The organism is Marinobacter sp. M5B, from assembly GCF_042604615.1.
GTDB classification, from domain to species: Bacteria; Pseudomonadota; Gammaproteobacteria; order Pseudomonadales; family Oleiphilaceae; genus Marinobacter; species Marinobacter salarius.
In genome coordinates this window covers 2,392,189-2,414,431 of the sequence record NZ_CP156894.1, presented here as the reverse complement: position 1 = coordinate 2,414,431, position 22,243 = coordinate 2,392,189, and the positions used below count along the sequence as shown (strand labels likewise).

Sequence of the window (22,243 nt, the reverse complement as noted above, 5' to 3'; positions counted from 1 at the left end):
TTTTTGCTACCCGGAACTATTTACATGTTCGGATAGTTCGGACCACCGCCACCTTCCGGCGTCACCCAGGTGATGTTCTGGGCCGGGTCCTTGATGTCGCAGGTTTTGCAGTGAACGCAGTTCTGCGCGTTGATCTGGAACTTCTTGCCACTGCCGTCATCCGCTTCAACCACTTCGTACACGCCGGCCGGGCAGTAGCGCTGCGCAGGCTCGTTGTACTTCGGCAGGTTATCCTTAATTGGGATGTCCGGGTTGGACAGCTTCAGGTGAACCGGCTGATCTTCTTCATGGTTGGTGTTGGAGATAAACACCGAGGACAGCTTGTCGAAGGTCAGTTTGTTATCCGGCTTCGGATAATCGATCTTCTTGGCCTGGTCCGCAGGCTTTAGCGTGGCATAGTCGGGAGTCGTGTCGTGGAACGTAAACGGCAGGCTGCTCCGAAGAATGTTCTGCTCGAAGTAGGCAATCGCGCCGCCCACGAAGTTACCGAACTTGTGCATGCCCGGGCTGAAGTTGCGCTCGGCATACAGCTCTTTATAGAGCCAGCTATCCTTGAAGCGCTCTTCGAAACTGGTGATTTCCTCACCGCTCTTGCCGTCCTTCAACGCTTCAAACACTGCCTCTGCGCCCAGCAGGCCGGATTTCATGGCGGTGTGGGAGCCCTTGATCTTGGAGCTGTTCAGGGTGCCTGCGTCACAGCCCAGCAGCAGGCCGCCCGGGAAGCTCATCTTCGGCAGGGAGTTGAAGCCACCTTTGGTGATGGCGCGGGCGCCATAGGCCACTCGCTTGCCGCCTTCCAGGTGTTTCTTGATCTCCGGATGCAGCTTCAGGCGCTGGAACTCGTCGAACGGGCTCATGTGCGGGTTGCTGTAGGACAGATCGCTGATCAGGCCAACGTATACCTGGCCGTTTTCCAGATGGTAAAGGAAGGAGCCACCGGTGGAGCCGGATTCGTTCAACGGCCAGCCAGTTGTGTGGATAACCAGGCCTGGCTCATGCTTGGCCGGATCGATGTCCCACAATTCCTTGATACCAATACCGTAGTGCTGAGGGTCTTTGCCTTCGTCAAGCTTGAAATCGTTGATCAGGCGCTTGCCCAGGTGACCACGGCAGCCTTCGGTAAACAGGGTGTACTTGGCACGTAGTTCCATGCCTGGCATGAAGCCGTCTTTTTCGGAGCCGTCACGGGCCACACCCATATCGCCGGTGATAATGCCCTTGACCTGGCCATCTTCTACGATGGTTTCGGAAGCGGCAAAACCGGGATACACCTCAACGCCCAGGCCTTCGGCTTGCTCGGCCAGCCAGCGGCACAGGTTGCCCAGGCTGATGATGTAGTTGCCGTGGTTGTGCATGTTCTTGGGCACAAAGGCGTTTGGAATCTTGGTGGCGCCTTCCTGGTTCTTTAGCAGGAAAATGTCATCACGGGTGACCGGCGTGTTCAGCGGTGCGCCTTTCTCTTTCCAGTCCGGGAACAGCTCGTTGAGGGCCGTGGGCTCAAACACTGTGCCAGCCATGATGTGGGCGCCGATCTCGGACCCCTTCTCAACGACGCAGACGGTCAGTTCCTGCTCGGCTTCCTGGGCCATCTGCATGACACGACAGGCTGCCGAGAGGCCAGCCGGCCCACCGCCGACGATCAGAACATCAAATTCCATCGATTCGCGTTCCACGTTGGTCTCCTCATCTGTTTTATAGTGATGCCAACAGGCAAATTCTTAGGGGCGTCATCATACCGGTAAAATCTCGTATAGACGACTCCCTCAAAGCGAAAGCATCTGCCTTAATAGAGTAAAAGGATACCGCAATTGAATAATCAAACAAACGTTTGTTTGAAATTTGGGTCTACCTTTGGCATTGTTTGGTGGCACTGGGCCAAAACGTGTTTTTTGAATCGTTTTTTAGTATCGTCTCACGCTCAGGTGGAGTCAACAGGTGTTCATTGGCCATTGACGCGGCGGTGCAGCGTCTTTAGGGACTATTGACCCCGGTAGCCTTTGCCTGCAGTATTATGACGCCCTGACAGACAGCAGGTCCTGCAAGTATGTGCTGTTCTCAATTGTAAACTCATCGTAGAAGAACGAGGAATCTATGAAGGTTCTGGTCGCTGTAAAACGAGTAATCGACTACAACGTGAAGGTGCGCGTCAAGCCGGACAACACCGGCGTTGATCTCGCCAACGTCAAGATGGCAATGAACCCATTCTGCGAAATCGCTGTTGAAGAGGCGGTTCGTTTGAAGGAAAAGGGCGTTGCCAGTGAAATCGTGGTGGTATCCATCGGCCCGAAGGCCTGCCAGGAGCAAATCCGTACCGCTCTGGCACTGGGTGCTGACCGGGGTATCCACATCGAAACTGACGAAGAGGTTCAGTCTCTCGAAGCGGCCAAGCTGCTCAAGAGTGTGGTTGAGAAGGAAGAGCCCAAGCTCGTCATTCTTGGCAAACAGTCCATCGATTCCGACAACAACCAGACAGGCCAGATGCTGGCCGCGCTGACCGGTATGGGTCAGGGCACATTCGCGTCTGAAGTGGTTGTCGAAGGCGAGAAGGTCAACGTGACCCGCGAAGTCGACGGCGGCCTGATGACCGTGGCCCTGAACCTGCCGGCGGTTGTGACTACCGATCTTCGCTTGAACGAGCCGCGCTACGCGTCCCTGCCGAACATCATGAAGGCCAAGAAAAAGCCGCTGGATGCCATGAGCCCGGCCGATCTGGGTGTTGAGCTTGCTCCGCGTCTGTCCACCCTGAAGGTTGAGGCCCCGGCTTCCCGTCAGGCGGGTGTGAAGGTCGCTGACGTAGCTGAGCTGGTCGACAAACTGAAGAACGAAGCGAAGGTGATCTAAATGAGCATCCTTGTAATTGCTGAACATGATAACAGCAGCCTGAAGCAGGCTACCCTGAACGTAGTCGCAGCTGCCAAGGCTATTGGCGGCGACATCGACGTGCTGGTTGCCGGTGAGAACTGCGGCGCTGTAGGCGAAGCGGCTGCGAAGGCCGAAGGCGTTAACAAGGTACTGGTTGCCGACAACGCTGCGTACGGTCATTTCCTGGGCGAGAACCTGGGTGAGCTGGTTGCCGAAGTGGGCAAGGGCTACAGCCATATCCTGGCCGCTGCCGGCACCACGGGTAAAGACTTCATGCCGCGCGTTGCTGCGCTGCTGGACGTTGCCCAGGTATCTGACATCATGCGTGTGGAGTCCGAAGACACCTTCGTTCGCCCGATTTACGCTGGTAACGCCATTGCCACGGTGAAATCCGCTGACAGCATCAAGGTTATCACCGTACGCCCGACCGCCTTTGATCCGGTGGCTGGTGAAGGTGGCTCCGCCGCCGTTGAGCAGCTGGACGTGGTTAAAGACGCTGGCCTGTCCACCTTTGTCGGCGAAGAGCTGGCCAAGTCTGACCGTCCGGACCTGGGAAGCGCGGGTATCGTGGTTTCCGGTGGCCGTGGCATGCAGAACGGCGACAACTTCAAGATGCTGGAGCAGGTTGCCGATCTGATGGGCGCCGCTGTTGGTGCGTCCCGTGCGGCTGTTGACGCAGGCTTCGTGCCCAACGACATGCAGGTCGGCCAGACCGGTAAGATCGTTGCACCGCAGCTGTACATCGCGGTTGGTATCTCCGGTGCCATCCAGCACCTGGCCGGTATGTCTGACTCCAAGGTGATCGTTGCGATCAACAAGGACGAAGAAGCGCCGATCTTCCAGGTGGCGGATTACGGCCTGGTCGCGGATCTGTTTGAAGCGGTTCCGCAGCTTGAAGAAGAGTTGAAGAAAGTCCTGTAACTTTCTGACTCTACTAAAAAAGGCACCCTAGGGTGCCTTTTTTATTGCTCGTCTTTCGGCTTTTTCCGTGCCGTCAGCTGTTTTTCCTTCTTACCGAAAAACAGGGTGTCCGCCAGTATATGCAACGCCTTGTTGGTGGTGTGCACCGAGCGATAGATCTGGTCACTGGTCTGGTCGTGGGTTTCCCGCGCCCGACGGGCGTTTTCGCGGAACTCCTCATTGCTTGAAAAGCGGTCGATCAGGCTGAACGTAGTGGTGGTAATGGCCTTGTGAACCTTCTCTACCGCGCTGGTGCCATTCTTGACGGTTTCCTCCAGCAAGCGGGCCCGGTTTCGGGTTTCCATCAGGTCCATACGGGTTTTCTGGATATGGCTGTTGGCCGAAATCCGTTGGGAGTGAAGGATACGGAGAGTTCGGGTGTTGCGGCTGTGTTGCCGGAACGCAACCGCCATAAGCCCCGTTGAGGTCACAATGGCGCTTAAACTGAGCAGTGATACGATGTCCATGGCGCCTCCTATCGGTATTCGAGCTTCATTTCCACGTCGATTTCCCGTTCGGCCAGTTCCAGTTCGAGCTCTTTCATGACTTCCTGATACACCAGCCGTTTCACCATCACCGGAAGACGGTCTGCCAACATGCGGGCTGACTTCGATTCGCGTTTTGCCAGGGCAATCGGATCTTTTACTCGCAGCGTAAGTATCAGCTCCGGTTCCCGTGTATTATCAGGGCCATAGCTCTCAGCCATCGCCTTGCCAATGGATCTTTGCTGGAGACGTACCTGCCAGAACAGCCAGGCGCTGAGAGTGGCAAGTATGAGGCTCAGTACCAGAAGCAGGGTGTTCAATGGGGTAACCTCCGAGATTCGGGTTCATTGAGTCTGACAGAGTGTGCAGTATCGGTACGATGATTCGATTGGCCGATGCGACGTTTTGTTGCAACCTCCAGGGAAATAAACGAAAGGATAGTGACATGATCTGGTTAAAAGCATTTGTCAGTGGCCTTCTTGCCACCCTGATCTTTCATCAGGGGCTGTTTGCCGTGTTTTATTTCGTGGGAATGGTGCCATCCGCACCCTTTAACATGGCTGCGGTTCCGCCGCTGGGTATTCCCGCTGTTTTCTCGCTGGCTTTCTTTGGCGGACTTTGGGGGATCGTGCTCTGGGCGATCCTTGGCCGCTTTGGCGGCTTTAAGTTCTGGTTGGGTAATGTAATAGTAGGCGCCATCGGGCCGACAGCCGTCGCCATGCTGGTGGTCTTCCCGCTGAAGGGCATCGCTGTCACCGCCCAGACCTGGGTTGGCGGGCTGATACTGAACGGCTTCTGGGGCCTGGGTGTAGCACTGTTCCTGGTATTGATGGGTGCAAAAGCGTCGCGGTCGACCGCCACCAATTCATAATTGATCCAAATGGATTAAGGACAACGAATGAGCACAAAGACTGACACCACCTACGACATCGTGGTATTCGGTGCCACCAGCTTCGTGGGGCAGATCCTTACCGGTTACCTGTTGGAATCCTATGGTATCGGCAAAGACGTTCGCTGGGCCATCGCCGGACGCTCAGAAAGCAAGCTGGCCACCCTCAAACAAGGCCTGGGCCCGTCGGCGTCTGAGCTGCCCGTCATTGTGGCAGACGCCGCCGATGAAAGCGCCCTGAAAGCCATGTGTGACCAGACACGCGTGGTGATCTCAACCGTTGGTCCCTATGCCCTGTATGGCGAACCGCTGGTCAAAATCTGCGCTGAAACCGGTACGGACTATTGCGACCTTACCGGTGAAGTGCAGTGGATCCGCAAGATGGTGGACACCTACGAGGACAAAGCCAAGGCCTCCGGGGCCCGCATCGTCCATTGTTGTGGCTTTGACTCCATCCCATCAGACATGGGGGTCTGGTTCCTGCAGGAAAAAGCTGCGGAAACCCTCGGCGCTCCGTGCCAGGACGTGCGGATGCGGGTCAAAGTTGCCAAGGGCGAGTTCTCCGGCGGCACCGTAGCCAGCATGATGAACATCGCCAAGGAAGCGGCCGCCGACCCGAAACTGCGCAAGGAGCTGGCCAACCCGTTCTCGATCTGCCCTCCGGAGCACCGCTCCAAAACCCGTCAACCGAGCCTGAAAGGCGCAGAGTTCGATAACGACTTCGGTGTCTGGCTGGCACCGTTCGTCATGGGGGCCATCAACACCCGGATCGTCCATCGTTCCAACGCTTTGCAGAACGCTCGTTATGGCAAGGAGTTCACCTACGACGAGGCCATGATGACTGGTCGTGGTGTGAAAGGTCGTCTCGCGGCTTACGGAATTACCGGCGCGCTTGGAGGTTTCTTCACCGCGTCTGCGTTCAAGCCAACTCGTTGGGTGGTGGAAAAGTTCGTGCCCAAGCCGGGCGAGGGCCCAAGCCCGGAAGCCCAGAAAAATGGCTTTTACGATCTACGCTTTGTGGGCAAGACGACCGACGGCAAGATCATCAAGACCAAAGTCACGGGTGACCGCGACCCCGGTTACGGTTCAACCGGCAAGATGCTGGGCGAGGCAGGCATGAGCCTGGCGTTTGATGTACCGGCCGAAAAACAGGGCGGTTTCTGGACACCATCGTCGCTTCTTGATGGCAAGCTCTATGAGCGCCTGACCAGCAAGGCTGGCCTGACCTTCGAAGTACTGGAAACCAGCTGAGGCCGCTAGGCCAGCCGGGTGGTACGGTCGGAGGCGGGTAAGGCCTCCGGCGCGTGCCCCAGTGACACCACCGTTTTTCCTGCCAACCACTGCCTCATACCCGTCGCAATGTTGTTCCGGGTTTCGGCGTCCACTCCGGTGAACGGTTCGTCCAGAATCAATAACGGCGCTTTGTTCAATAGCACCCGTGCCAGTGCAATACGCCGGGCTTCACCGCCAGATAACTGGCTACCCATGGAGCCCAGCCAAGTGTTCAGCTGTGCCGGTTCGTGGACAAACCGGTCTGCCATCGCCACCAGCTCCAAAACCCGCCAGAGGTCCGCATCCGTGGCGTCTGGGCGGCCGATCAGCAGATTGGCTTTCAGGGTGTCATCGAACAGTACGGTTTTCTGTGTCAGATAGGCCAGCGGTAACGCGTGAACACGCCCGACAGCCGGCGTCTCAAGGCCTGCGATGATATCCGCCAGTGAGGATTTTCCCGCGCCGGAGTGGCCAATGATTCCCACCCATTCGCCCTTAGCGACCGCCATATCGAAATGACTGAGCACCGGCGCATGGTCGCTGAAACGGATCGTCACACGCTCGAGTTCCAGGGCACAGTCACTGCGATGTGGCTGTTGTTCGTGCGCACCTTGGGAGGGTTCTGGAGCGCAGTCCCGGTTGAGCGCCGCAGCAGATGCGAGCGTGCCCCCCAGGCGCGCGAATGCATCCGGAAGCATCGAATAGATTTCCTGTAAACCGAGGAGGGCGATTGGCAGCAGCACAACCATCGGGCCTGTCACCGCCCCTGCCTGGAACAACTCTAGCCCCATCCACAGCGCGAGCACCACCGACAGGTTCACCATGACCTGGGATAGCCCGAGGTTCCAGCCGGTGCGCGTGTCAGTGCGGGCTTCGTTGCGGGTGATCTGTCCCGCCTGGCGCAGGCACAGGGCGGCATGTTTGCCAATGCGTCCTGCGGCGGTGAGTTCCCCGAAGCCCTCGATGTGCTCGATGACGTCTGTTCTTACCCGTTCGCGGGCCGCCGTCTGCTGGTAGACCAGATGCCGGGTTCGCAGGTAAACCAGCAGCGTTGCTACCAAAAATGCCGGTACCAGCACCAGAGCAAGGCCGACGGCCAGTTCCCCGCGATACATCAACCACGCGGCGATCAGCAGTATCGCCGTTACCAAAGCAGCAAGGGCCGTAGGTGCGATCAGGCGCAGATACAGCGTGTCCAGGGCATCCACGTCATTGGTCAGGCGGGATAGCCATTGCGGGCCGCGTAAACGGGTTCTCCGGTCCCGGCCGGCGGTGGATAAACGCTCGAACAGGGCCACTCGGATATCCGTCAGCAGGCGCAGCACGGTATCGTGGTTGTACACCCGCTCGGCATACCGCGCGACCGTTCGCGCCACGGCAAAGAAGCGAATGCCACCACCAGGGACATACAGATTGATGGACGCCTGCACACCGGCTGCCAACAGGATGCCGGAGAGCGCCGTGGCGGTAATAAACCAGCCCGACAATGCCAGCAGCCCCATACCCGCAAGCAGGGTGGCCAGTATGAGTAAGCCGCCGGTCACCAGGCGACCGGGGCGACGGAAAATCAATGCGAACCAGGGGCCAAGCTCACGCATCTGCAACGCCTCCTTCCGTCACCAGCAAAGTACGGTTGGCCAGTGTCAGCAGTGCCTGGTGGTGAGTGGCGAAAACCAGAGTCTTACCGGCCAGCGCCAGCTTGTGCAGCGCTTCCAGCACGTATATTTCGCTGTCACTGTCCAGCCCCGCTGTGGGCTCATCCAGCAGTATCAGGTCGTAACTGGCCACAAATACCCGCGCCAGGCTCAAGCGGCGTGCCTGCCCGCCGGAGAGCCCCTGGCCGTCTTCGGTAATGGCGCTGTAGATTCCCCGTTCCCGGCCTTTGATCAGGCTTTCCAGGCCAACGTGATGCAAGGCGGTTTCTATGGCGATGTCGGTCGCGTCCGGCGTGGTCAGGCGCAGGTTGTCGGCCCAGGTACCATGCACCAGGAAGGGGGACTGACCCAGCCAGCCAAAGGCCTCGTCGCCGGCACGTTCTCCAAACACTGAAATACGCCCCCGGTCTGGTCTCATGAAGCCGGCCAACAGATGCAAGAGCGAGGTTTTGCCGCCACCGGAAGGCCCGGTGAGGGCGATGACATCGCCTTTGTTGATCACCAGAGACACGCCGTCCAACACCGGCCTGACGGCATCGTAGGCAAGAGCGACGTCACGAACGGCCACAATATCGGGAGATTCCGGCTGGTGACGGGGCTCTGCCTGCGGTTGTGGTTTATCAACTCCCTGCAACCGATCGACGATTTCAGAACTGGCACCCATCGCTGCAGCGCGATCATGATAATGCTGGGACAACAATCGCAGAGGCTGGAAGAACTCCGGGGCAAGCAGCAGGATCAACAACCCGGAAAACAGTGTCAGGTCGCTGGACGGTCCAAAGGTGATGTACCCCAGCAACCCGAAGCCGATGTAAATGGCCACGACGGCAATGGCCACGGAGGAGAAGAACTCCAATACCGCTGAGGACAGGAACGCAATCTTCAGGGTTTTCATGGTGATGCGGCGGTATTCGTCGGATCGCTTGCGCAGGGTTTCTGCGGCAGGAGCGGTCTGGCCGAACAACTGCAGGGTGGTCAATCCCCGAACCTTATCCAAAAACTGGCCGGACAAACGACCGATGGTCTGGAAATGCTGCTGGTTGAGCTTTTCGGCGCCCATCCCGACCAGTGCCATGAACAATGGTATCAATGGGGCGGACAGCAGGAGGAAGATCCCCGCGAGCCAGTCCAGTGAAAATACCACCACCAGGATCATCAGCGGCACCACCACCGCGAGCATCATCTGGGGCAGGAAACGGGCGAAATACCCATGCAGGGCGTCGGTGTGGTCAAGCCATTCTCGCGCCAGGGTGCCGGCGGAGGTCTGGCTCATCGAAACCGGCCCGCTGGCCTGCCAGCACCGGTTGATACTATGGCGAACCTCGCTACGCACCTCACGGCTGCAGCGGGCTGCGTAGCGGGCCTGTAACCCCTGAGCCACACCGCGGATCAATATCGCGATAATGGCACCGGTGAACAGCAGCGACAGTTCGGCCACCGGTATCTCATCGACAATACCCTGGTGAACAATGCCCGCCAGGAACGCCATTTGCGCGATGGTGGCAAGGGCCACCACAACGCCAGCCGAAACCGTGGCCAGGATCAGCCGCCGGCTGTGGGCGGCAAGTGCCCCCAGCCAACGTTTTGACTCGGCTTGTTCAGCCACCTAGTGGTATCCCTCGCCAGCCCGTACCTTGCCCCGGAACACCCAATAGGTCCAGGCGGTGTAGACCAGCACAATGGGAATCACGAACAGCAGCCCCAGCAGCAGGAACAACTGTGAGCCGTACGCGGAGGAGGCGTCCCAGAGCGTGTATTCCGGCGGCACCACATAGGGCCAGCGGCTGACGATCAAGCCCAGGTAGGTAAAGATGAACAGCCCCACCGTCGCGACAAACGGCATGCCTTCAAACCGGTTCCGAACTGACCGGAAGATCTGAAAGGCACAGAGCAGGGCGAGCACGGGCAATATCCAGATAATGCTCAGATTGGAGAACCAGCGGTTTTTCACCGCTTCATCCACAAACGGCGTCCAGACGCTGATCATCGCAAACACGACCAACACACCCAGCAGCAGCGGAATGGTGATCCGATACGCCCAGTCCTGCAGGCGGCCCTCGGTTTTCATGATCAGCCAGGTGGAGCCCAGCAACGCATAGCCGGCCATCAGACCGAAACCGGTCAGCACCGTGAAAGGGGTCAGCCAATCCAGCGCACCGCCGGTATAGACCCGGTTGGTAATCTCAAAGCCCTGGATATAGGCACCCACCACGGCGCCCTGGGCAAACGAAGCCACCGTGGAGCCACCGGCGAAGGCCCAGTTCCAGAGATAGCGCGAGGTTCTGGCCTTGAAGCGGAACTCAAACGCCACCCCGCGAAAGATCAGACCGGCCAGCAGCAGGAATACACCAATGTACAGCGCCGGCAGAATGGTGGAGTAAACCAGTGGAAACGCCGCCAACAGGCCCGCCCCGCCAAGCACCAGCCAGGTTTCGTTGCCATCCCAGACCGGTGCCACCGTGTTCATCATGGTGTCCCGGTCTTCTTCTTTCGGTGCGAAGGGGAAGAGAATGCCAATGCCCAGGTCAAACCCGTCCATCAGCACATACATAATAATGCCGAAACCGATAATAAACGCCCAGATCAGGGCCAGATCGAACAGTTCCATAATCAGTGGCCTCCCTGGTTCAGTGGCTTTTGACGACCGTTATCATCAATCTCAAACGGCACATGGGTGGCCGAGAAGGGACGTTTCGGCCGTTCGGCTTCATGGCCGTCCTCTGCGTCTTCGTCTTCCATGCCCACGTACAGCACCCGCATCAGGTAATAGACACCGGAACTGAACACCAAAGCATAGACCACGATGTAGCCAATCAGTGAGAACAGCGCCATACCGCCGGTCAATGACGGCGTAACCGACTCGCTCTGGTTCATCAGCCCATACACCAGCCAGGGCGCGCGGCCAATTTCCGTGACAAACCAGCCGGCCAGTACCGCCACAAAGGGTGTCAGACTCATAAAGCGCAACCCTTGCAGGAACCAGGGGGTTTGCCAGTATCGGCCACCGGCCCGCAATACGAGGCCGGCGAGGCCAAAGAGGATCATCAGCATACCCAGGCCAACCATCACCCGGAATGACCAGAACACGATTGCGACCGGCGGCTGCTCGTCCACCGTGACTTCGTTCAGCCCGGGCACTTCGCCGTCCCACTCATGGGTGAGGATCAGGCTGGCCAGGCTGGGAATGGCTACCTCGTACCGGTTGGTCTGGTTTTCCTGATCGGGAATCGCGAACAACAGCAGCGGCACATTACGCGAGGTTTCCCAGTTGCCTTCCATGGCGGCGACCTTCATGGGTTGGTGTTCCAGCGTGTTCAGGCCATGGAAATCCCCGATAACCGCCTGGGTGGGGGCAAGAACCAGAATCAGCCACAGGCTCATGGATAACGCGCGTCGGTTCGCCTCAACCTCACGTTTGCGAAGCAGATACCAGGCACTGACACCCGCCACCACGAACGAGCCAGTCAGGAACGAGGCCACCACCATGTGGGAAAAGCGATAAGGAAAGGACGGATTGAATATCGCCTCGCTCCAGGAGGTGACAAAGAACACCCCATCCCTGAATTCCGTACCGGCGGGGGTATGCATCCAGCTATTGGCTGACAGGATCCAGAATGATGATATAAAGGTGCCCGTGGCCACCATCACTGCCGCAAACAGGTGAACTCCGGCAGGCACCTTGTCGCGCCCGAACAGCAGCACACCCAGGAACGCCGCTTCGAGGAAAAAGGCGGTAACCACTTCATAACTCAGCATCGGCCCCAGGAAGTTGGCGGACGCCTGGGCAAAGTTGCTCCAGTTGGTGCCGAACTGGAAGGACATCACAATGCCCGACACCACGCCCATGCCAAACACCACTGCGAACACTTTGGTCCAGAAGGCAGAGAGTTTTGCCCAGGAAGGATTGTTGGTTTTAAACGCCAGGCCCTCGAGCACTGCAATGTAGGACGCAAGCCCGATGGTAAACACCGGGAAGATAGCGTGGAAGGACACCACGAACGCAAACTGGATTCGCGACAGAAGGACGGGATCAAGTTCCATGCGGAACCTCCGGACACTACAGTGAACAGAATAAACGAGCTTGGCGCCCGCTTGGCCGCTGCCTTGGCTGGGTTGTAGTGTTGTTTTACCGGCAGATAGTAGCCATGCTACCCGTAGCACAGGGAAAACCAAGGGACAGAATGTCGCACCCCTTGATTTAAAACAAGTATAGGAAGGCTCCATGGGTTTCTACGACGAGCGAATACTGCCGCACCTGATCGATTACTCCTGTTCAGTAGGGCAGGTGATGAAACTGCGCAGCCAGGTGGTGCCACAGGCACACGGCACCGTGCTGGAAGTGGGTATGGGCTCGGGCATTAATCTGGAGTTCTACAATCCGGATACCGTTAGCCTCGTCTACGGCCTGGAGCCGTCCGAAGGCATGCGCCGAAAGGCACGGGCAAATCTGGCCAAATCCAGCGTTGCGGTGGAGTGGCTGGACTTGCCGGGCGAGCAAATTCCGCTATCGGACAATAGCGTCGACACGGTACTGCTTACTTTCACCCTGTGCACCATACCCGACTGGCGAGCGGCACTGGATCAAATGAAACGGGTACTCAAGCCCGACGGCGAACTGTTGTTCCTGGAGCATGGGGAATCGCCAGATCAGGGCGTGTGCAAATGGCAACACCGCATCACCCCAGGCTGGAAGAAAATCGCCGGTGGTTGCCATCTCAACCGACCGATTGCGGAACTGATTCGGGAAGCGGGGTTTGAGATCACCGAATTGGAAAACCTATACGTGCCCAAGGCCCCGAAATTCGCTGGTTATATCTACAAGGGCAGGGCGCGGAAGCCTCAGCAACCTAGCTAAAAACACCTCCACCGCAATCCCAATTGCGTTACCGGGCGCGGCCTTATACAATCCTGCCCCTCAAAAGCTCCTCACAGCCCCCTCCGAATGCCCGGATGGTGGAATAGGTAGACACAAGAGACTTAAAATCTCTCGACCGTTAGGTCGTGCCGGTTCGATTCCGGCTCCGGGCACCAATTCAAAAGCAAGAAGCCGAATTGGCTTTACGCCGATCTGTTTATTGGGTGGAAAAGCGCCTTGCGAGCCACCAGCCGGCCACCATCGCCACCAGCATGGCAGCCAGGGGAGTGGTTAAACCCGCCATGGAGGCGAAGGCTGGCCCCGGACAATATCCTGATAATCCCCAGCCGATACCGAACAGCGCTGCACCGCCCATCAGTCGCCCGTCCAGATCACGGCGTGTGGGCAATTGAAATTTCTCCGTGAACAACGGATTCGATCGTTTAAAAGCCAGCTGATAGCCAATAAAGGTGGTAACCACCGCACCGCCCAGGACGAATAGTAAGGTTGGATCCCAGGCGCCGGAAACATCGAGAAAATTCAGTACCCGAGCGGGGTCGGTCATGCCTCCAATCGCCAAACCAAGACCGAACAGTAGTCCGGCAAGGTAGCCTATGATTACTTTCATACACCACCTCCTATCTGGTGACGAACCAAGTAAACCGTGGCCATGGCGACCAGAAGAAAGGTCAGGGTTGCGATCAGTGACCGGTGGGACAAGCGCGCCAAGCCGCAGACACCGTGGCCACTGGTGCAGCCACCACCGATTCCTGTGCCAATTCCGACCAGTAGCCCCGCCAGGAGCATCAACCCTACATCACCCGCAGGCGCACCAATGATCGCGTCGGGCTCTGCCGCGACATTGCCCAGATCAAGTTTCAGGATCACCAGGGCGAGCGGCCCGCTGACCAGGCCGAGCAAAAAGGCCAATCGCCAGGCGGAATCACCAGTAGGACGCTCCAACAATAAGCCAGAAACAATACCGCTTATCCCGGCGATGCGCCCGATGGTTGCCATCAGCAACACGGCCGACAGACCGATAAATACACCGCCAGCCAATCCGGAGAGATTTGCCATCGTGTTCACAGTTCGTCTCCTTTAGATTTCTTAGAAATCTGGTTATTGCGCTTTCCCCTGCAACAAGGGCGTTTATTGCCTCTAGCCTATCGAATGCTGACGTGTCGATCAGGTTAACTGCCAGGCAGGTAAGGAGAAGTCATGCCGACATACTAGCGCCAAAAAGTTATAACTATATACCAATAGAGAATTAATGGGTGTTTGTCTATGGTCTGTAAGAACAATAGAGCCAGCTTCATCCCGGTTGTTTTCGGCGACGACAGGTCACTTCAAGTAATTTCACGAATGCAGGGGCGGTTTGTGGGGAGAGTTCACGGCGACCTGTAGCTGATCCACTGAGGCTGCAGGATTACTTTTCTGGGGTGAGCCATTGCCCGAAGGCTTCCATGCCTTCGGGGGTTCAATCCTGTGAATATTATTCGGCTTGTCTCAAGCCGGCCTTCACGGCGCGGGCAGCATGTAACTTCTTATAGCTATCAACCAACCGCTGATGCTTCTCCAGACCTTCCAGCTGCATGCTTGTGGGTGTCAGGCCATGGAAGCGTACTTCGCCGCTGACTGAGCCAACCACGGCGGCCATGGTGTCTTCGCCGAACATGCGCTGCAGATTGGGCAGGTAGTCGGGCAGTTCAAGTTCGTCACTCAGGGTTATTTCCAGAACGGTGTTAACGGCACGGTAGAACAGGTTGCGCTCTACGGTGTTGTCGTTGAACTGCAGGAACATGTCGACAAATTCCTGGGCTTCTTCGTGCCATTGCAGGGCCAGGCAGATCAGCAGTTTCAGTTCCAGAATGGTGAGTTGGCCCCAAATTGTGTTCTCGTCGAACTCGATGCCAATCAGGCTGATGATGGTCATGTAGTTGTCGAGCTGGCTGGCTTCCAGGCGCTCGGCCAGGTCGGCCAACTGATCATCGCTGAGGGCGTGGAGGTTGAGGATATCTTCGCGGTAGTCCAGCGCCATGTTGGTGTTGTCCCACACCAGATCCTCTACGGGGTAGACCTCGGAATAGCCGGGTACCAGGATGCGGCATACCGGCGCGCCCAGGTCTTCATGGGTCGCCACGTACACTTCTTTACCAAGGTCTTCCAGAATGCCGAACAGGGTGCTGGCTTCTTCTTCGTTGGTGCCGGAGAAGTTCCATTCGCAGAACTCCAGGTCGGATTTGGCGCTGAAGAACCGCCAGGACACCACGCCCGTGGAATCGATAAAGTGCTCAACAAAGTTGTTGGGCTCCGTCACCGCCTGGGTGCTAAAGGTGGGCGCCGGTACGTCGTTGAGGTTTTCAAAGCTGCGGCCCTGCAGCAGCTCGGTCAGGCTGCGTTCCAGCGCCACCTCGAAACTCGGATGCGCGCCGAAAGAGGCGAACACGCCGCCGTTTCGCGGGTTCATCAGCGTCACGCACATCACCGGGAATCGACCGCCCAGGGAGGCGTCTTTCACCAGAATCGGGAAGCCCTGTGCTTCCAGAGCATTGATGCCCTCAACAATGTGCGGGTATTTATCCAGCACACTCTGGGGCACGTCCGGCAGCGCCATTTCCTCTTCAATGATCTGCTTCTTGACGGCGCGCTCGAAGATTTCAGACAGACACTGTACCTGGGCTTCTGGCAAGGTGTTGCCCGCGCTCATGCCGTTGCTGAGGAACAGGTTCTCGATCAGGTTGGAGGGGAAATACACCGTTTCGCCGTCGGACTGGCGTACGAACGGTAACGACACGATGCCCCGTTCGGTCTTGCCAGAATTGGTGTCGATCAGGTTGGACCCGCAGAGTTCGCCTTCCGGGTTGTAGATGGCCAGACAGTGGTCATCTAGGATGCCGTCGGGCAGCTCGTCGTCCGGCCCTGGCTTGAACCATTTTTCGTTGGGGTAGTGGACGAAATCGCTGTTGGCGATGTCTTCGCCGAAGAACTGGTCGTTGTAGAAGAAATTGCAGCTCAGGCGTTCGATGAATTCACCCAATGCCGAGCATAGAGCGCTTTCCTTGGTAGCACCCTTGCCGTTGGTGAAGCACATCGGGGAGGCGGCATCGCGAATGTGCAGCGACCACACGTGGGGCACGATGTTGCGCCAGGAGGCGATTTCGATCTTCATGCCCAAGTCCGCCAGTATGCCGCTCATGTTGGCGATGGTCTGTTCCAGCGGGAGGTCCTTGCCCTCGATGTAGGTGCTGGTGTCACCTTCCGGGGCCATCAGCAGGGCCTGGGCGTCTTCGTCGAGGTTTTCGACGGTTTCAATCTGGAACTCGGGGCCGGTCTGTACCACTTTTTTCACGGTGCAGCGGTCAATCGAGCGCAGGATGCCCTGGCGGTCCTTGTCGGAAATGTTTTCCGGCAGTTCCACCTCAATTCTGAAAATCTGGTTGTAGCGGTTTTCCGGGTCGACAATGTTGTTCTGCGACAGGCGGATGTTTTCCGTGGGAATGTCCCGCGCCTTGCAGTAAACCCGCACAAAGTACGCCGCACAGAGCGCCGATGACGCCAGGAAATAATCGAACGGGCTGGGGGCCGAGCCGTCGCCTTTGTAGCGAATGGGCTGGTCCGTGACCACGGTGAAATCGTCAAACTTGGCTTCAAGCCTGAGGTTTTCGAGAAAATTAACTTTGATTTCCATGAACAGCGTACCGGGTTTGCAGAATTGAGCGGGCTTTCGAAAGCCGGAGGGCCATTATCCAGTTTTTGCCGCCCTGCGTCTTGGGTGGCTTACAAATCGGCGGGGAATGTCCGTACATCAACGGATGCGTCAAACCGAACGGGTTTGCCGATACCGTTGTACCTCGATCCAGCCATGGATCATCAGTGCGGAGAAGACAATGGCGCCGCCGATCAGGCTCAGGGTGGTGGGAACCTCGCCGAGGAACAGCCACACCAGGAAAGAGCCCAGTATGGTTTCCAGTAACAGCATCAGGCTGACTTCTGCGGCCGGTATGTAGCGTGGGCCAATCTGGATGAGCACGCAGGCCACCGGCAGGAAGAACAGGCAGAGCAGGGCGATGAATACGGCATCCCTGGGAGAGGGCATCACTGCACCACCCGCCAGGGCTGCGGCGCCGGCAACGAGCAGCGCGCCGAACATCAGTACAAGGCTCATATCGCTGTCCGGCTTTGAGCGTGCCACGTTGAGATTCAGCGCCAGAGCGGTCGCCGCAACGCCCGCCATGATCAACCCTAAAGGATCACCGCGCCCCCATTCGCCCAATGCCATCAGGGTGGCGCCTGCCACGCAGACGAGGATGACCACCCAGGTTCGCCACGGCAGGGCTTCTTTCCAGACCAGCCAGGCGATGAGTGCGGCAATGACCGGTGAGGTGTTGAGGATGACCAGCACGTTGCCAGCGGCGGTGTTTTTCATGCCCATCACAAAACCCAGTTGGCTTAACCCGAAGGCGACGGCGCAGAACACCCCTTTCCAGCCGCATCGACGGATTTCAGCCCCCAGGCGGGCGCGGTAGCGTACCGAACTGATCACCAGAAAGCTGAACGCCAGCAACAGGCCGCGCCAGAACAGAAACACCACCGGCTCCACGGAGGTGATCTTCACCAGCAGGGCGTCCGGCACGATGAACAACACACCCAGTGCGGCGATGGTCAGGCCTTTGAGTCGGGTCGTCTGCAAGCCGTTACTCCGCTGCGTTGTCGTTAGCGGCGCAGGCTTTCTCAAGCCGGGTGATGCAGTCGCTGAACGTACGGCTGATGCGTGTCTGGTCTCGAATCATGGCCATTCTCGGCCAGGTAGCCTGTTCTCCAAGCCGGATGAACATTTCCAGGTCTTCCTTGTTGGGGTTGGACAATATCTTGCGATACAGCAGCGGTTTGAATGGGAACTGAACGTTGATATCACCCAGGTATGTCTGCGTGGCCATGGCATGAGCCTGCTCCAGTAAAGGCCGCAGTACCGTTGATGACCAGTTGTTGCGGGTGAGCTGAAGCGTTGTCGCTACCTGGGCGTGCATCAGCGATGCGGCAGCCTGTTTGGCAGAGGCGCCCGGGCCGCGCTGGTGGTGATGGCTGATAAAGGGCAACACGTGGGGATTCGCCTGGCTGACAATGGTGCGATTAACGTTGTGCAGCCGCGCCATGCGCATCAGCGGCAGGTCGCCATGAACGCTGCCGTCGATCCAGCGCTCCGTGGGCATATAGGGCTTGCCCCCGTTGTCACCCCTATCCTTGTCCCTGGCCTGGAGCGTTACCGGCGGATAGATGCCAGGCACAGCACAGGATGCCAGGATGGCGGAATCCACCAGCACTTCCGGTGAAGCCAGATTGTTCAGCAGGCGGGGTTTCTGGCGAGTGCGGGTCGGCGATACGGAGATATTCAGGGTGCGGCCACTTCGTTCAGCCGCTTCCTGAAAGCTGGTACGGCCGATGTTGGTGCGAATGTGGTGGAGCAGCTGGAACTGGTCCATGGCATGACGCTTTCGCCAGATGCGTTTGGGTTCGAGCCAGCGAAAGGCATCCAGGTGGATCTCCCCGGGTTCGTTGAAAAAGCGTTCGAGCTCGCGATTGTTACGGGTACAGATGGCGCCGGCGACAATCGCCCCCATGCTGGAGCCGGCAATCACGTCGGGAAGCAGACCTTCCTGCCAAAGTGCGCGGGTGACACCAATATGATAGATACCGAAGGCGGCGCCACCACTCAACATAAGCGCCGGGCGGCCATACACTCGCTCGGCATCCCGGAACAGGCGCAGCTTTTGCTGGTCGGATACGCCCGGCATGGGGTTGTCGCAGAGGAAGTTCATGGAACGTTCCACTTCATCAAGGAACTCACTGACCAGAACTTTGGTACCGCTCCAGGCGATGGCGTAGAGGTCAGGGTTGCCAATCTCACCCAGGTGGCGATAAAGGCTTTCCTGCAGTACCCGCGTCAGCGCTCGGGTATCGCCTTTGTCGCGGCAGCGTTTCATGGCCGTGATGTGGTCGCGAATCAGGGCTTCGTGGAGCAGTTCGCAGCCATCCTCTTCCCGCCACGCCAGTGTTCCCTCCAGTTCATCCAGGTTTGTGGCGGTGGCGAGCCAGTGCTTGTAGGAGGAGGCTTCGGTGAGTTGCTTTTCCAGTTCCCGGCGTTGTTTCTTTGTATCTCTCATGGGATAAAGGATACATCAGGAAAACGAAGTAGGGGGCATGATGATCGAGCAAACCGAGGTGTTGGTAAAGAAATACTCCGAAAACGGAATCACCACACTGACGCTGAACCAGCCGGAGCGCCGAAACAGCCTGTCCATGGCCATGCTGGAAGCGCTTTCCGCCGAACTGGAATCTGTTGCGGATGACGTGGACACGCGGGTGGTGGTCATCGCGGCTGCAGGGCAGGTGTTCTGCGCCGGGCACGACCTGCGGGAAATCCGCGAGCAGCTCGACAGCCATGAGTTCCAACTAAAACTGTTCAACCAGTGCAGCAAGGTGATGCAGCAGATTGTGAACCTGCCAAAACCGGTGATTGCCCGTGTGGCTGGCGTGGCGACCGCTGCCGGTTGCCAGCTGGTGGCCAGTTGCGATCTGGCGGTGGCAGCGGATACCGCGCGTTTTGCCACGCCGGGCGTGAACATTGGCCTGTTTTGCTCCACGCCCATGGTGGCGTTGTCCCGCAACGTAGCCCGCAAGCAGGCCATGGAAATGCTGTTGACCGGTGAGATGGTCGGTGCGCTGAAGGCGGAACAGATTGGGCTGGTCAACCGTGTGGTGGATGAGCAGGTTCTTGACGAAACCGTCTACCGCCTGGCCGCGACCATTGCCGGCAAATCCGGCCATACCCTGAAGATTGGCAAGGAGGCGTTCTATCAACAACTGGAGATGGGGCTGGCCGAGGCCTACGACTTTACGTCGGAAGTGATGGCAAAGAACCTGCAGGCTGCAGATGCCCACGAAGGCATCTGTGCGTTTCTGGACAAGCGCAAACCGGAATGGAAAGACGAGTAGGGCAGCTAACGGCAGTCTGATGCATTCAGGGAGAGCCGATCTCCCACGCCAATCCCCTGGCTTTCGAAATAGCCCAGGTTCATTTCCAGGGCCCGATAAAACGGGACGCCGGCCTCATAGGTTGGACAGTCCCGGCCCTGGTCCGATGGGCAGGGCACCATAGGGCGAATGGCACCGATGGTGCCGTCACGGTCCAGATAGGCAATATCCAGTGGAATCAGCGTTCGGTACATCCAGAAGCCGTGGTCGGCACGGCGCTGGTTGTTATAGACGAACAGCATGCCGGCGTTTGGGGCCAGTCTCTCCCTGTCCATCAGCCCGCGGCTGCGTTCGGCCGGCGTGCGTGCCACTTCAACGGTAATGGGCGCCGCCTGCCCGGCGGAGATCAGGCATGCCTTCTCCACCGGCAGGTCGTCATTGTCCGGGAGTGCTGCCAGGCAACCGGAGAACAGCAGCGCCAGGCAAACCAGCAGGGCTCTCACGAACGCAGCCGGTAGCCGGTCTTGAATATCCACCACACCGCGACCATGCACGCCGTCAGGAACAGAAGTGTCATACCCACACTGATGCCCACATGCACGTCAGACACGCCGTAGAACGCCCAGCGGAAGCCGCTGATCAGGTACACCACAGGGTTGAAGAGGCTGATGGTCTGCCAGATCTCCGGCAGCATTTCGATGGAGTAGAACGTGCCCCCGAGAAACACCAGTGGTGTCACGATCATCAGCGGAACAATCTGCAGTTTTTCAAACCCGTCCGCCCAGATGCCGATGATGAAACCGAACAGGCTGAAGGTGATGGAGGTAAGCACCAGGAAGGCGAACATCCAGAAGGGGTGCAGCACGTCGTAGTCCACAAACAGTTTGGCGGTAAGCAATATGATGACGCCAAGTATGACCGACTTGGTGGCGGCGGCACCGACGTAGCCGAGAACGACCTCCAGATAGGAGACCGGTGCCGACAGGAGCTCGTAAATCGTGCCGGAGAACTTCGGCATGTAGATACCAAACGAGGCATTGGAAATGCTTTGCATCAGCAGCGACAGCATTACCAGGCCCGGAATGATGTAGGCACCGTAGCTGATGTTGTCGATGTCGCCCATGCGGCTGCCAATGGCGGAGCCAAACACCACGAAGTACAGAGAGGTGGAGATTACCGGCGAGGCGACACTCTGCATCAGGGTGCGGCGCATGCGGGCCATTTCAAAGTTGTAGATTGCTCGGACACCGTAAAGGTTCATTGCGTTACTCCCGCATACCGGTTGGTTTTATTCATGCACCAGGCCAACAAAAATCTCTTCCAGGGAGCTTTCCCTGGTCTGAAGATCCCGGTATTCGATGCCCAGGTCGCCCAGGGTTCGCAGCAGGCGCGCTACGCCAGCCTGCTCCTGTTGTGAGTCGAAGGTGTAGATCAGCTCGTAGCCATCATCGGAAAGGTCCACCGGCTCCAGCGTGAGTTCACCGGGGATTTTTTCCAGCGGGTTCTGCAGGTGCAGGCGAAGCTCTTTCTTGCCCAGTTTGCTCATTAGCCGGGACTTGTCTTCAACCAGGATGATCTCACCTTGGCGGATAACGCCGATGCGGTCGGCCATCTCCTCGGCTTCTTCGATGTAGTGGGTGGTGAGGATGATGGTGACGCCATTTTCCCGCAGCTTGCGCACCATTTCCCACATGTCCCGGCGCAGCTCCACGTCTACACCGGCGGTGGGCTCATCAAGGAAGAGGATGCGGGGTTCGTGGGACAACGCCTTGGCGATCATCACGCGACGCTTCATGCCGCCAGACAGGGACATGATGCGATTATTGCGTTTGTCCCACAGCGACAGATCTTTCAGGACTTTCTCAATATGGTCCGGTGCAGGCGCCTTGCCGAACAGGCCCCGGCTGAAGGAGACAGCGTCCCAAACGGTCTCGAAGGCGTCGGTGTTGAGCTCCTGGGGAACCAGGCCGATGCTCTCCCGGGCTTTGCGATAATCCTTCACGATGTCGTAGCCGGCGGCGTTCACTTCGCCATCGGAGAGGTTCACAATGCCACAGATAATGCTGATCAGTGTGGTCTTGCCGGCGCCGTTCGGGCCGAGCAGGGCGAAGATCTCTCCCCGTTCGATGTCGAGGTTGATGTCGTTGAGGGCCCTGAAACCATCCGCATAGACTTTGTTGAGGTGCTTGACGGAGATGTCCGGTTGCACTGGCTTGTCCTGTTGGTGGTGAATCAAAGCGCGGTATTTTCTCATGACCGGTGATGATTTAGAAAGCTTTGCCTTGTTAGCGAT

At 58.0% G+C, this 22,243-nt stretch carries 21 protein-coding genes and 1 tRNA gene; 7 read left to right on the top strand and 15 right to left on the bottom strand.

All coding sequences use genetic code 11. From position 1 onward, the window contains the following. Positions 1-20 precede the first annotated feature (20 nt). A complete protein-coding gene (locus AAGD24_RS10955; protein WP_036207395.1) occupies positions 21-1,673 on the bottom strand; it encodes an electron transfer flavoprotein-ubiquinone oxidoreductase in 1,653 nt (550 codons plus the stop codon). A 418-nt stretch (positions 1,674-2,091) separates the two neighbouring features. Here AAGD24_RS10955 and AAGD24_RS10950 point away from each other — a divergent pair, with 418 nt between their 5' ends. Beyond that, positions 2,092-2,841 carry an electron transfer flavoprotein subunit beta/FixA family protein gene (locus AAGD24_RS10950; protein ID WP_036207392.1) on the top strand — a complete coding sequence of 250 codons (750 nt, stop codon included), beginning with the start codon at positions 2,092-2,094 and terminating at the stop codon, positions 2,839-2,841. After that, positions 2,842-3,783 (top strand): electron transfer flavoprotein subunit alpha/FixB family protein, encoded by a 942-nt coding sequence (locus tag AAGD24_RS10945; RefSeq protein ID WP_036207389.1) that lies wholly within the window; start codon positions 2,842-2,844, stop codon positions 3,781-3,783. A gap of 41 nt (positions 3,784-3,824) precedes the next feature. Here the strand turns inward: AAGD24_RS10945 and AAGD24_RS10940 are convergent, their stop codons facing one another. Then, complete coding sequence (locus AAGD24_RS10940; protein ID WP_036207386.1) at positions 3,825-4,289, bottom strand: hypothetical protein; 465 nt, start codon at positions 4,287-4,289, stop codon at positions 3,825-3,827. 8 nt (positions 4,290-4,297) lie between these two features. Further along, complete coding sequence (locus AAGD24_RS10935) at positions 4,298-4,627, bottom strand: hypothetical protein (RefSeq protein ID WP_036207383.1); 330 nt, start codon at positions 4,625-4,627, stop codon at positions 4,298-4,300. Between the two features lie 125 nt (positions 4,628-4,752). Here AAGD24_RS10935 and AAGD24_RS10930 point away from each other — a divergent pair, with 125 nt between their 5' ends. Continuing rightward, entirely contained in the window at positions 4,753-5,178 is a 426-nt protein-coding gene (locus AAGD24_RS10930; protein WP_041333373.1) for a hypothetical protein, read from the top strand. A gap of 27 nt (positions 5,179-5,205) precedes the next feature. Beyond that, the gene (locus tag AAGD24_RS10925; protein WP_379865084.1) at positions 5,206-6,447 is read left to right on the top strand and encodes a saccharopine dehydrogenase family protein; all 1,242 of its coding nucleotides are present in this window, start codon (positions 5,206-5,208) and stop codon (positions 6,445-6,447) included. Positions 6,448-6,452: 5 nt separating this feature from the next. Here the strand turns inward: AAGD24_RS10925 and cydC are convergent, their stop codons facing one another. Genes cydC through AAGD24_RS10905 form a run of 4 tightly spaced genes read right to left on the bottom strand, consistent with a single transcriptional unit; the run spans position 6,453 to position 12,164 of the window. Continuing rightward, positions 6,453-8,066, bottom strand: a complete 1,614-nt coding sequence (gene cydC, locus AAGD24_RS10920; RefSeq protein ID WP_379865082.1) for a thiol reductant ABC exporter subunit CydC — start codon at positions 8,064-8,066, stop codon at positions 6,453-6,455. Next, positions 8,059-9,729, bottom strand: coding sequence for a thiol reductant ABC exporter subunit CydD (gene cydD, locus AAGD24_RS10915; RefSeq protein WP_041333376.1), 1,671 nt, complete (start codon positions 9,727-9,729; stop codon positions 8,059-8,061). Before cydD ends, cydC begins: the two co-directional genes overlap by 8 nt. Next, the gene (cydB, locus tag AAGD24_RS10910) at positions 9,730-10,731 is read right to left on the bottom strand and encodes a cytochrome d ubiquinol oxidase subunit II (protein ID WP_036207368.1); all 1,002 of its coding nucleotides are present in this window, start codon (positions 10,729-10,731) and stop codon (positions 9,730-9,732) included. A 2-nt stretch (positions 10,732-10,733) separates the two neighbouring features. Further along, entirely contained in the window at positions 10,734-12,164 is a 1,431-nt protein-coding gene (locus AAGD24_RS10905) for a cytochrome ubiquinol oxidase subunit I (protein ID WP_379865080.1), read from the bottom strand. Between the two features lie 181 nt (positions 12,165-12,345). On the opposite strand from AAGD24_RS10905, the gene AAGD24_RS10900 reads away from it, so the two are divergent. Beyond that, complete coding sequence (locus AAGD24_RS10900) at positions 12,346-12,978, top strand: class I SAM-dependent methyltransferase (RefSeq protein ID WP_379865078.1); 633 nt, start codon at positions 12,346-12,348, stop codon at positions 12,976-12,978. An 89-nt stretch (positions 12,979-13,067) separates the two neighbouring features. Beyond that, a tRNA-Leu gene (locus AAGD24_RS10895) sits at positions 13,068-13,154 on the top strand. 41 nt (positions 13,155-13,195) lie between these two features. Here AAGD24_RS10895 and AAGD24_RS10890 read toward each other — a convergent pair. The 5 genes from AAGD24_RS10890 to AAGD24_RS10870 form a co-directional block, all read right to left on the bottom strand. Beyond that, complete coding sequence (locus AAGD24_RS10890; RefSeq protein WP_041333380.1) at positions 13,196-13,606, bottom strand: DUF6691 family protein; 411 nt, start codon at positions 13,604-13,606, stop codon at positions 13,196-13,198. Continuing rightward, positions 13,603-14,055: a YeeE/YedE family protein gene (locus AAGD24_RS10885; protein ID WP_206512176.1), complete on the bottom strand. Its 453-nt coding sequence runs from the start codon at positions 14,053-14,055 to the stop codon at positions 13,603-13,605. Before AAGD24_RS10885 ends, AAGD24_RS10890 begins: the two co-directional genes overlap by 4 nt. Before the next feature lie 415 nt (positions 14,056-14,470). Then, positions 14,471-16,666 (bottom strand): OsmC domain/YcaO domain-containing protein, encoded by a 2,196-nt coding sequence (locus AAGD24_RS10880; RefSeq protein ID WP_379865077.1) that lies wholly within the window; start codon positions 16,664-16,666, stop codon positions 14,471-14,473. Positions 16,667-16,795: 129 nt separating this feature from the next. Next, complete coding sequence (locus tag AAGD24_RS10875; protein ID WP_379865075.1) at positions 16,796-17,668, bottom strand: DMT family transporter; 873 nt, start codon at positions 17,666-17,668, stop codon at positions 16,796-16,798. Between the two features lie 4 nt (positions 17,669-17,672). Further along, positions 17,673-19,139 carry a patatin-like phospholipase family protein gene (locus AAGD24_RS10870; RefSeq protein ID WP_379865073.1) on the bottom strand — a complete coding sequence of 489 codons (1,467 nt, stop codon included), beginning with the start codon at positions 19,137-19,139 and terminating at the stop codon, positions 17,673-17,675. Positions 19,140-19,176: 37 nt separating this feature from the next. Here AAGD24_RS10870 and AAGD24_RS10865 point away from each other — a divergent pair, with 37 nt between their 5' ends. Then, a complete protein-coding gene (locus tag AAGD24_RS10865) occupies positions 19,177-19,971 on the top strand; it encodes an enoyl-CoA hydratase (RefSeq protein ID WP_379865072.1) in 795 nt (264 codons plus the stop codon). Positions 19,972-19,976: 5 nt separating this feature from the next. Here the strand turns inward: AAGD24_RS10865 and AAGD24_RS10860 are convergent, their stop codons facing one another. Genes AAGD24_RS10860 through AAGD24_RS10850 form a run of 3 tightly spaced genes read right to left on the bottom strand, consistent with a single transcriptional unit; the run spans position 19,977 to position 22,159 of the window. Beyond that, positions 19,977-20,486, bottom strand: a complete 510-nt coding sequence (locus AAGD24_RS10860; RefSeq protein ID WP_379865070.1) for a DUF192 domain-containing protein — start codon at positions 20,484-20,486, stop codon at positions 19,977-19,979. Further along, positions 20,450-21,211 carry an ABC transporter permease gene (locus AAGD24_RS10855; RefSeq protein ID WP_036207335.1) on the bottom strand — a complete coding sequence of 254 codons (762 nt, stop codon included), beginning with the start codon at positions 21,209-21,211 and terminating at the stop codon, positions 20,450-20,452. Before AAGD24_RS10855 ends, AAGD24_RS10860 begins: the two co-directional genes overlap by 37 nt. A gap of 27 nt (positions 21,212-21,238) precedes the next feature. Further along, positions 21,239-22,159, bottom strand: coding sequence for an ABC transporter ATP-binding protein (locus AAGD24_RS10850; protein WP_041333389.1), 921 nt, complete (start codon positions 22,157-22,159; stop codon positions 21,239-21,241). Between the last annotated feature and the right edge of the window lie 84 nt (positions 22,160-22,243).

What these genes read in the sequence shown, in the direction of transcription:
- AAGD24_RS10950 (WP_036207392.1), top strand. Translation starts at nt 2,092, where the DNA reads ATGAAGGTTCTGGTCGCTGTAAAACGAGTAATCGACTACAACGTGAAG.
- AAGD24_RS10945 (WP_036207389.1), top strand. Translation starts at nt 2,842, where the DNA reads ATGAGCATCCTTGTAATTGCTGAACATGATAACAGCAGCCTGAAGCAG.
- AAGD24_RS10940 (WP_036207386.1), bottom strand. Translation starts at nt 4,289, where the DNA reads ATGGACATCGTATCACTGCTCAGTTTAAGCGCCATTGTGACCTCAACG.
- AAGD24_RS10930 (WP_041333373.1), top strand. Translation starts at nt 4,753, where the DNA reads ATGATCTGGTTAAAAGCATTTGTCAGTGGCCTTCTTGCCACCCTGATC.
- AAGD24_RS10925 (WP_379865084.1), top strand. Translation starts at nt 5,206, where the DNA reads ATGAGCACAAAGACTGACACCACCTACGACATCGTGGTATTCGGTGCC.
- cydC (WP_379865082.1), bottom strand. Translation starts at nt 8,066, where the DNA reads ATGCGTGAGCTTGGCCCCTGGTTCGCATTGATTTTCCGTCGCCCCGGT.
- cydB (WP_036207368.1), bottom strand. Translation starts at nt 10,731, where the DNA reads ATGGAACTGTTCGATCTGGCCCTGATCTGGGCGTTTATTATCGGTTTC.
- AAGD24_RS10905 (WP_379865080.1), bottom strand. Translation starts at nt 12,164, where the DNA reads ATGGAACTTGATCCCGTCCTTCTGTCGCGAATCCAGTTTGCGTTCGTG.
- AAGD24_RS10900 (WP_379865078.1), top strand. Translation starts at nt 12,346, where the DNA reads ATGGGTTTCTACGACGAGCGAATACTGCCGCACCTGATCGATTACTCC.
- AAGD24_RS10890 (WP_041333380.1), bottom strand. Translation starts at nt 13,606, where the DNA reads ATGAAAGTAATCATAGGCTACCTTGCCGGACTACTGTTCGGTCTTGGT.
- AAGD24_RS10885 (WP_206512176.1), bottom strand. Translation starts at nt 14,055, where the DNA reads ATGGCAAATCTCTCCGGATTGGCTGGCGGTGTATTTATCGGTCTGTCG.
- AAGD24_RS10880 (WP_379865077.1), bottom strand. Translation starts at nt 16,666, where the DNA reads ATGGAAATCAAAGTTAATTTTCTCGAAAACCTCAGGCTTGAAGCCAAG.
- AAGD24_RS10870 (WP_379865073.1), bottom strand. Translation starts at nt 19,139, where the DNA reads ATGAGAGATACAAAGAAACAACGCCGGGAACTGGAAAAGCAACTCACC.
- AAGD24_RS10865 (WP_379865072.1), top strand. Translation starts at nt 19,177, where the DNA reads ATGATGATCGAGCAAACCGAGGTGTTGGTAAAGAAATACTCCGAAAAC.
- AAGD24_RS10855 (WP_036207335.1), bottom strand. Translation starts at nt 21,211, where the DNA reads ATGAACCTTTACGGTGTCCGAGCAATCTACAACTTTGAAATGGCCCGC.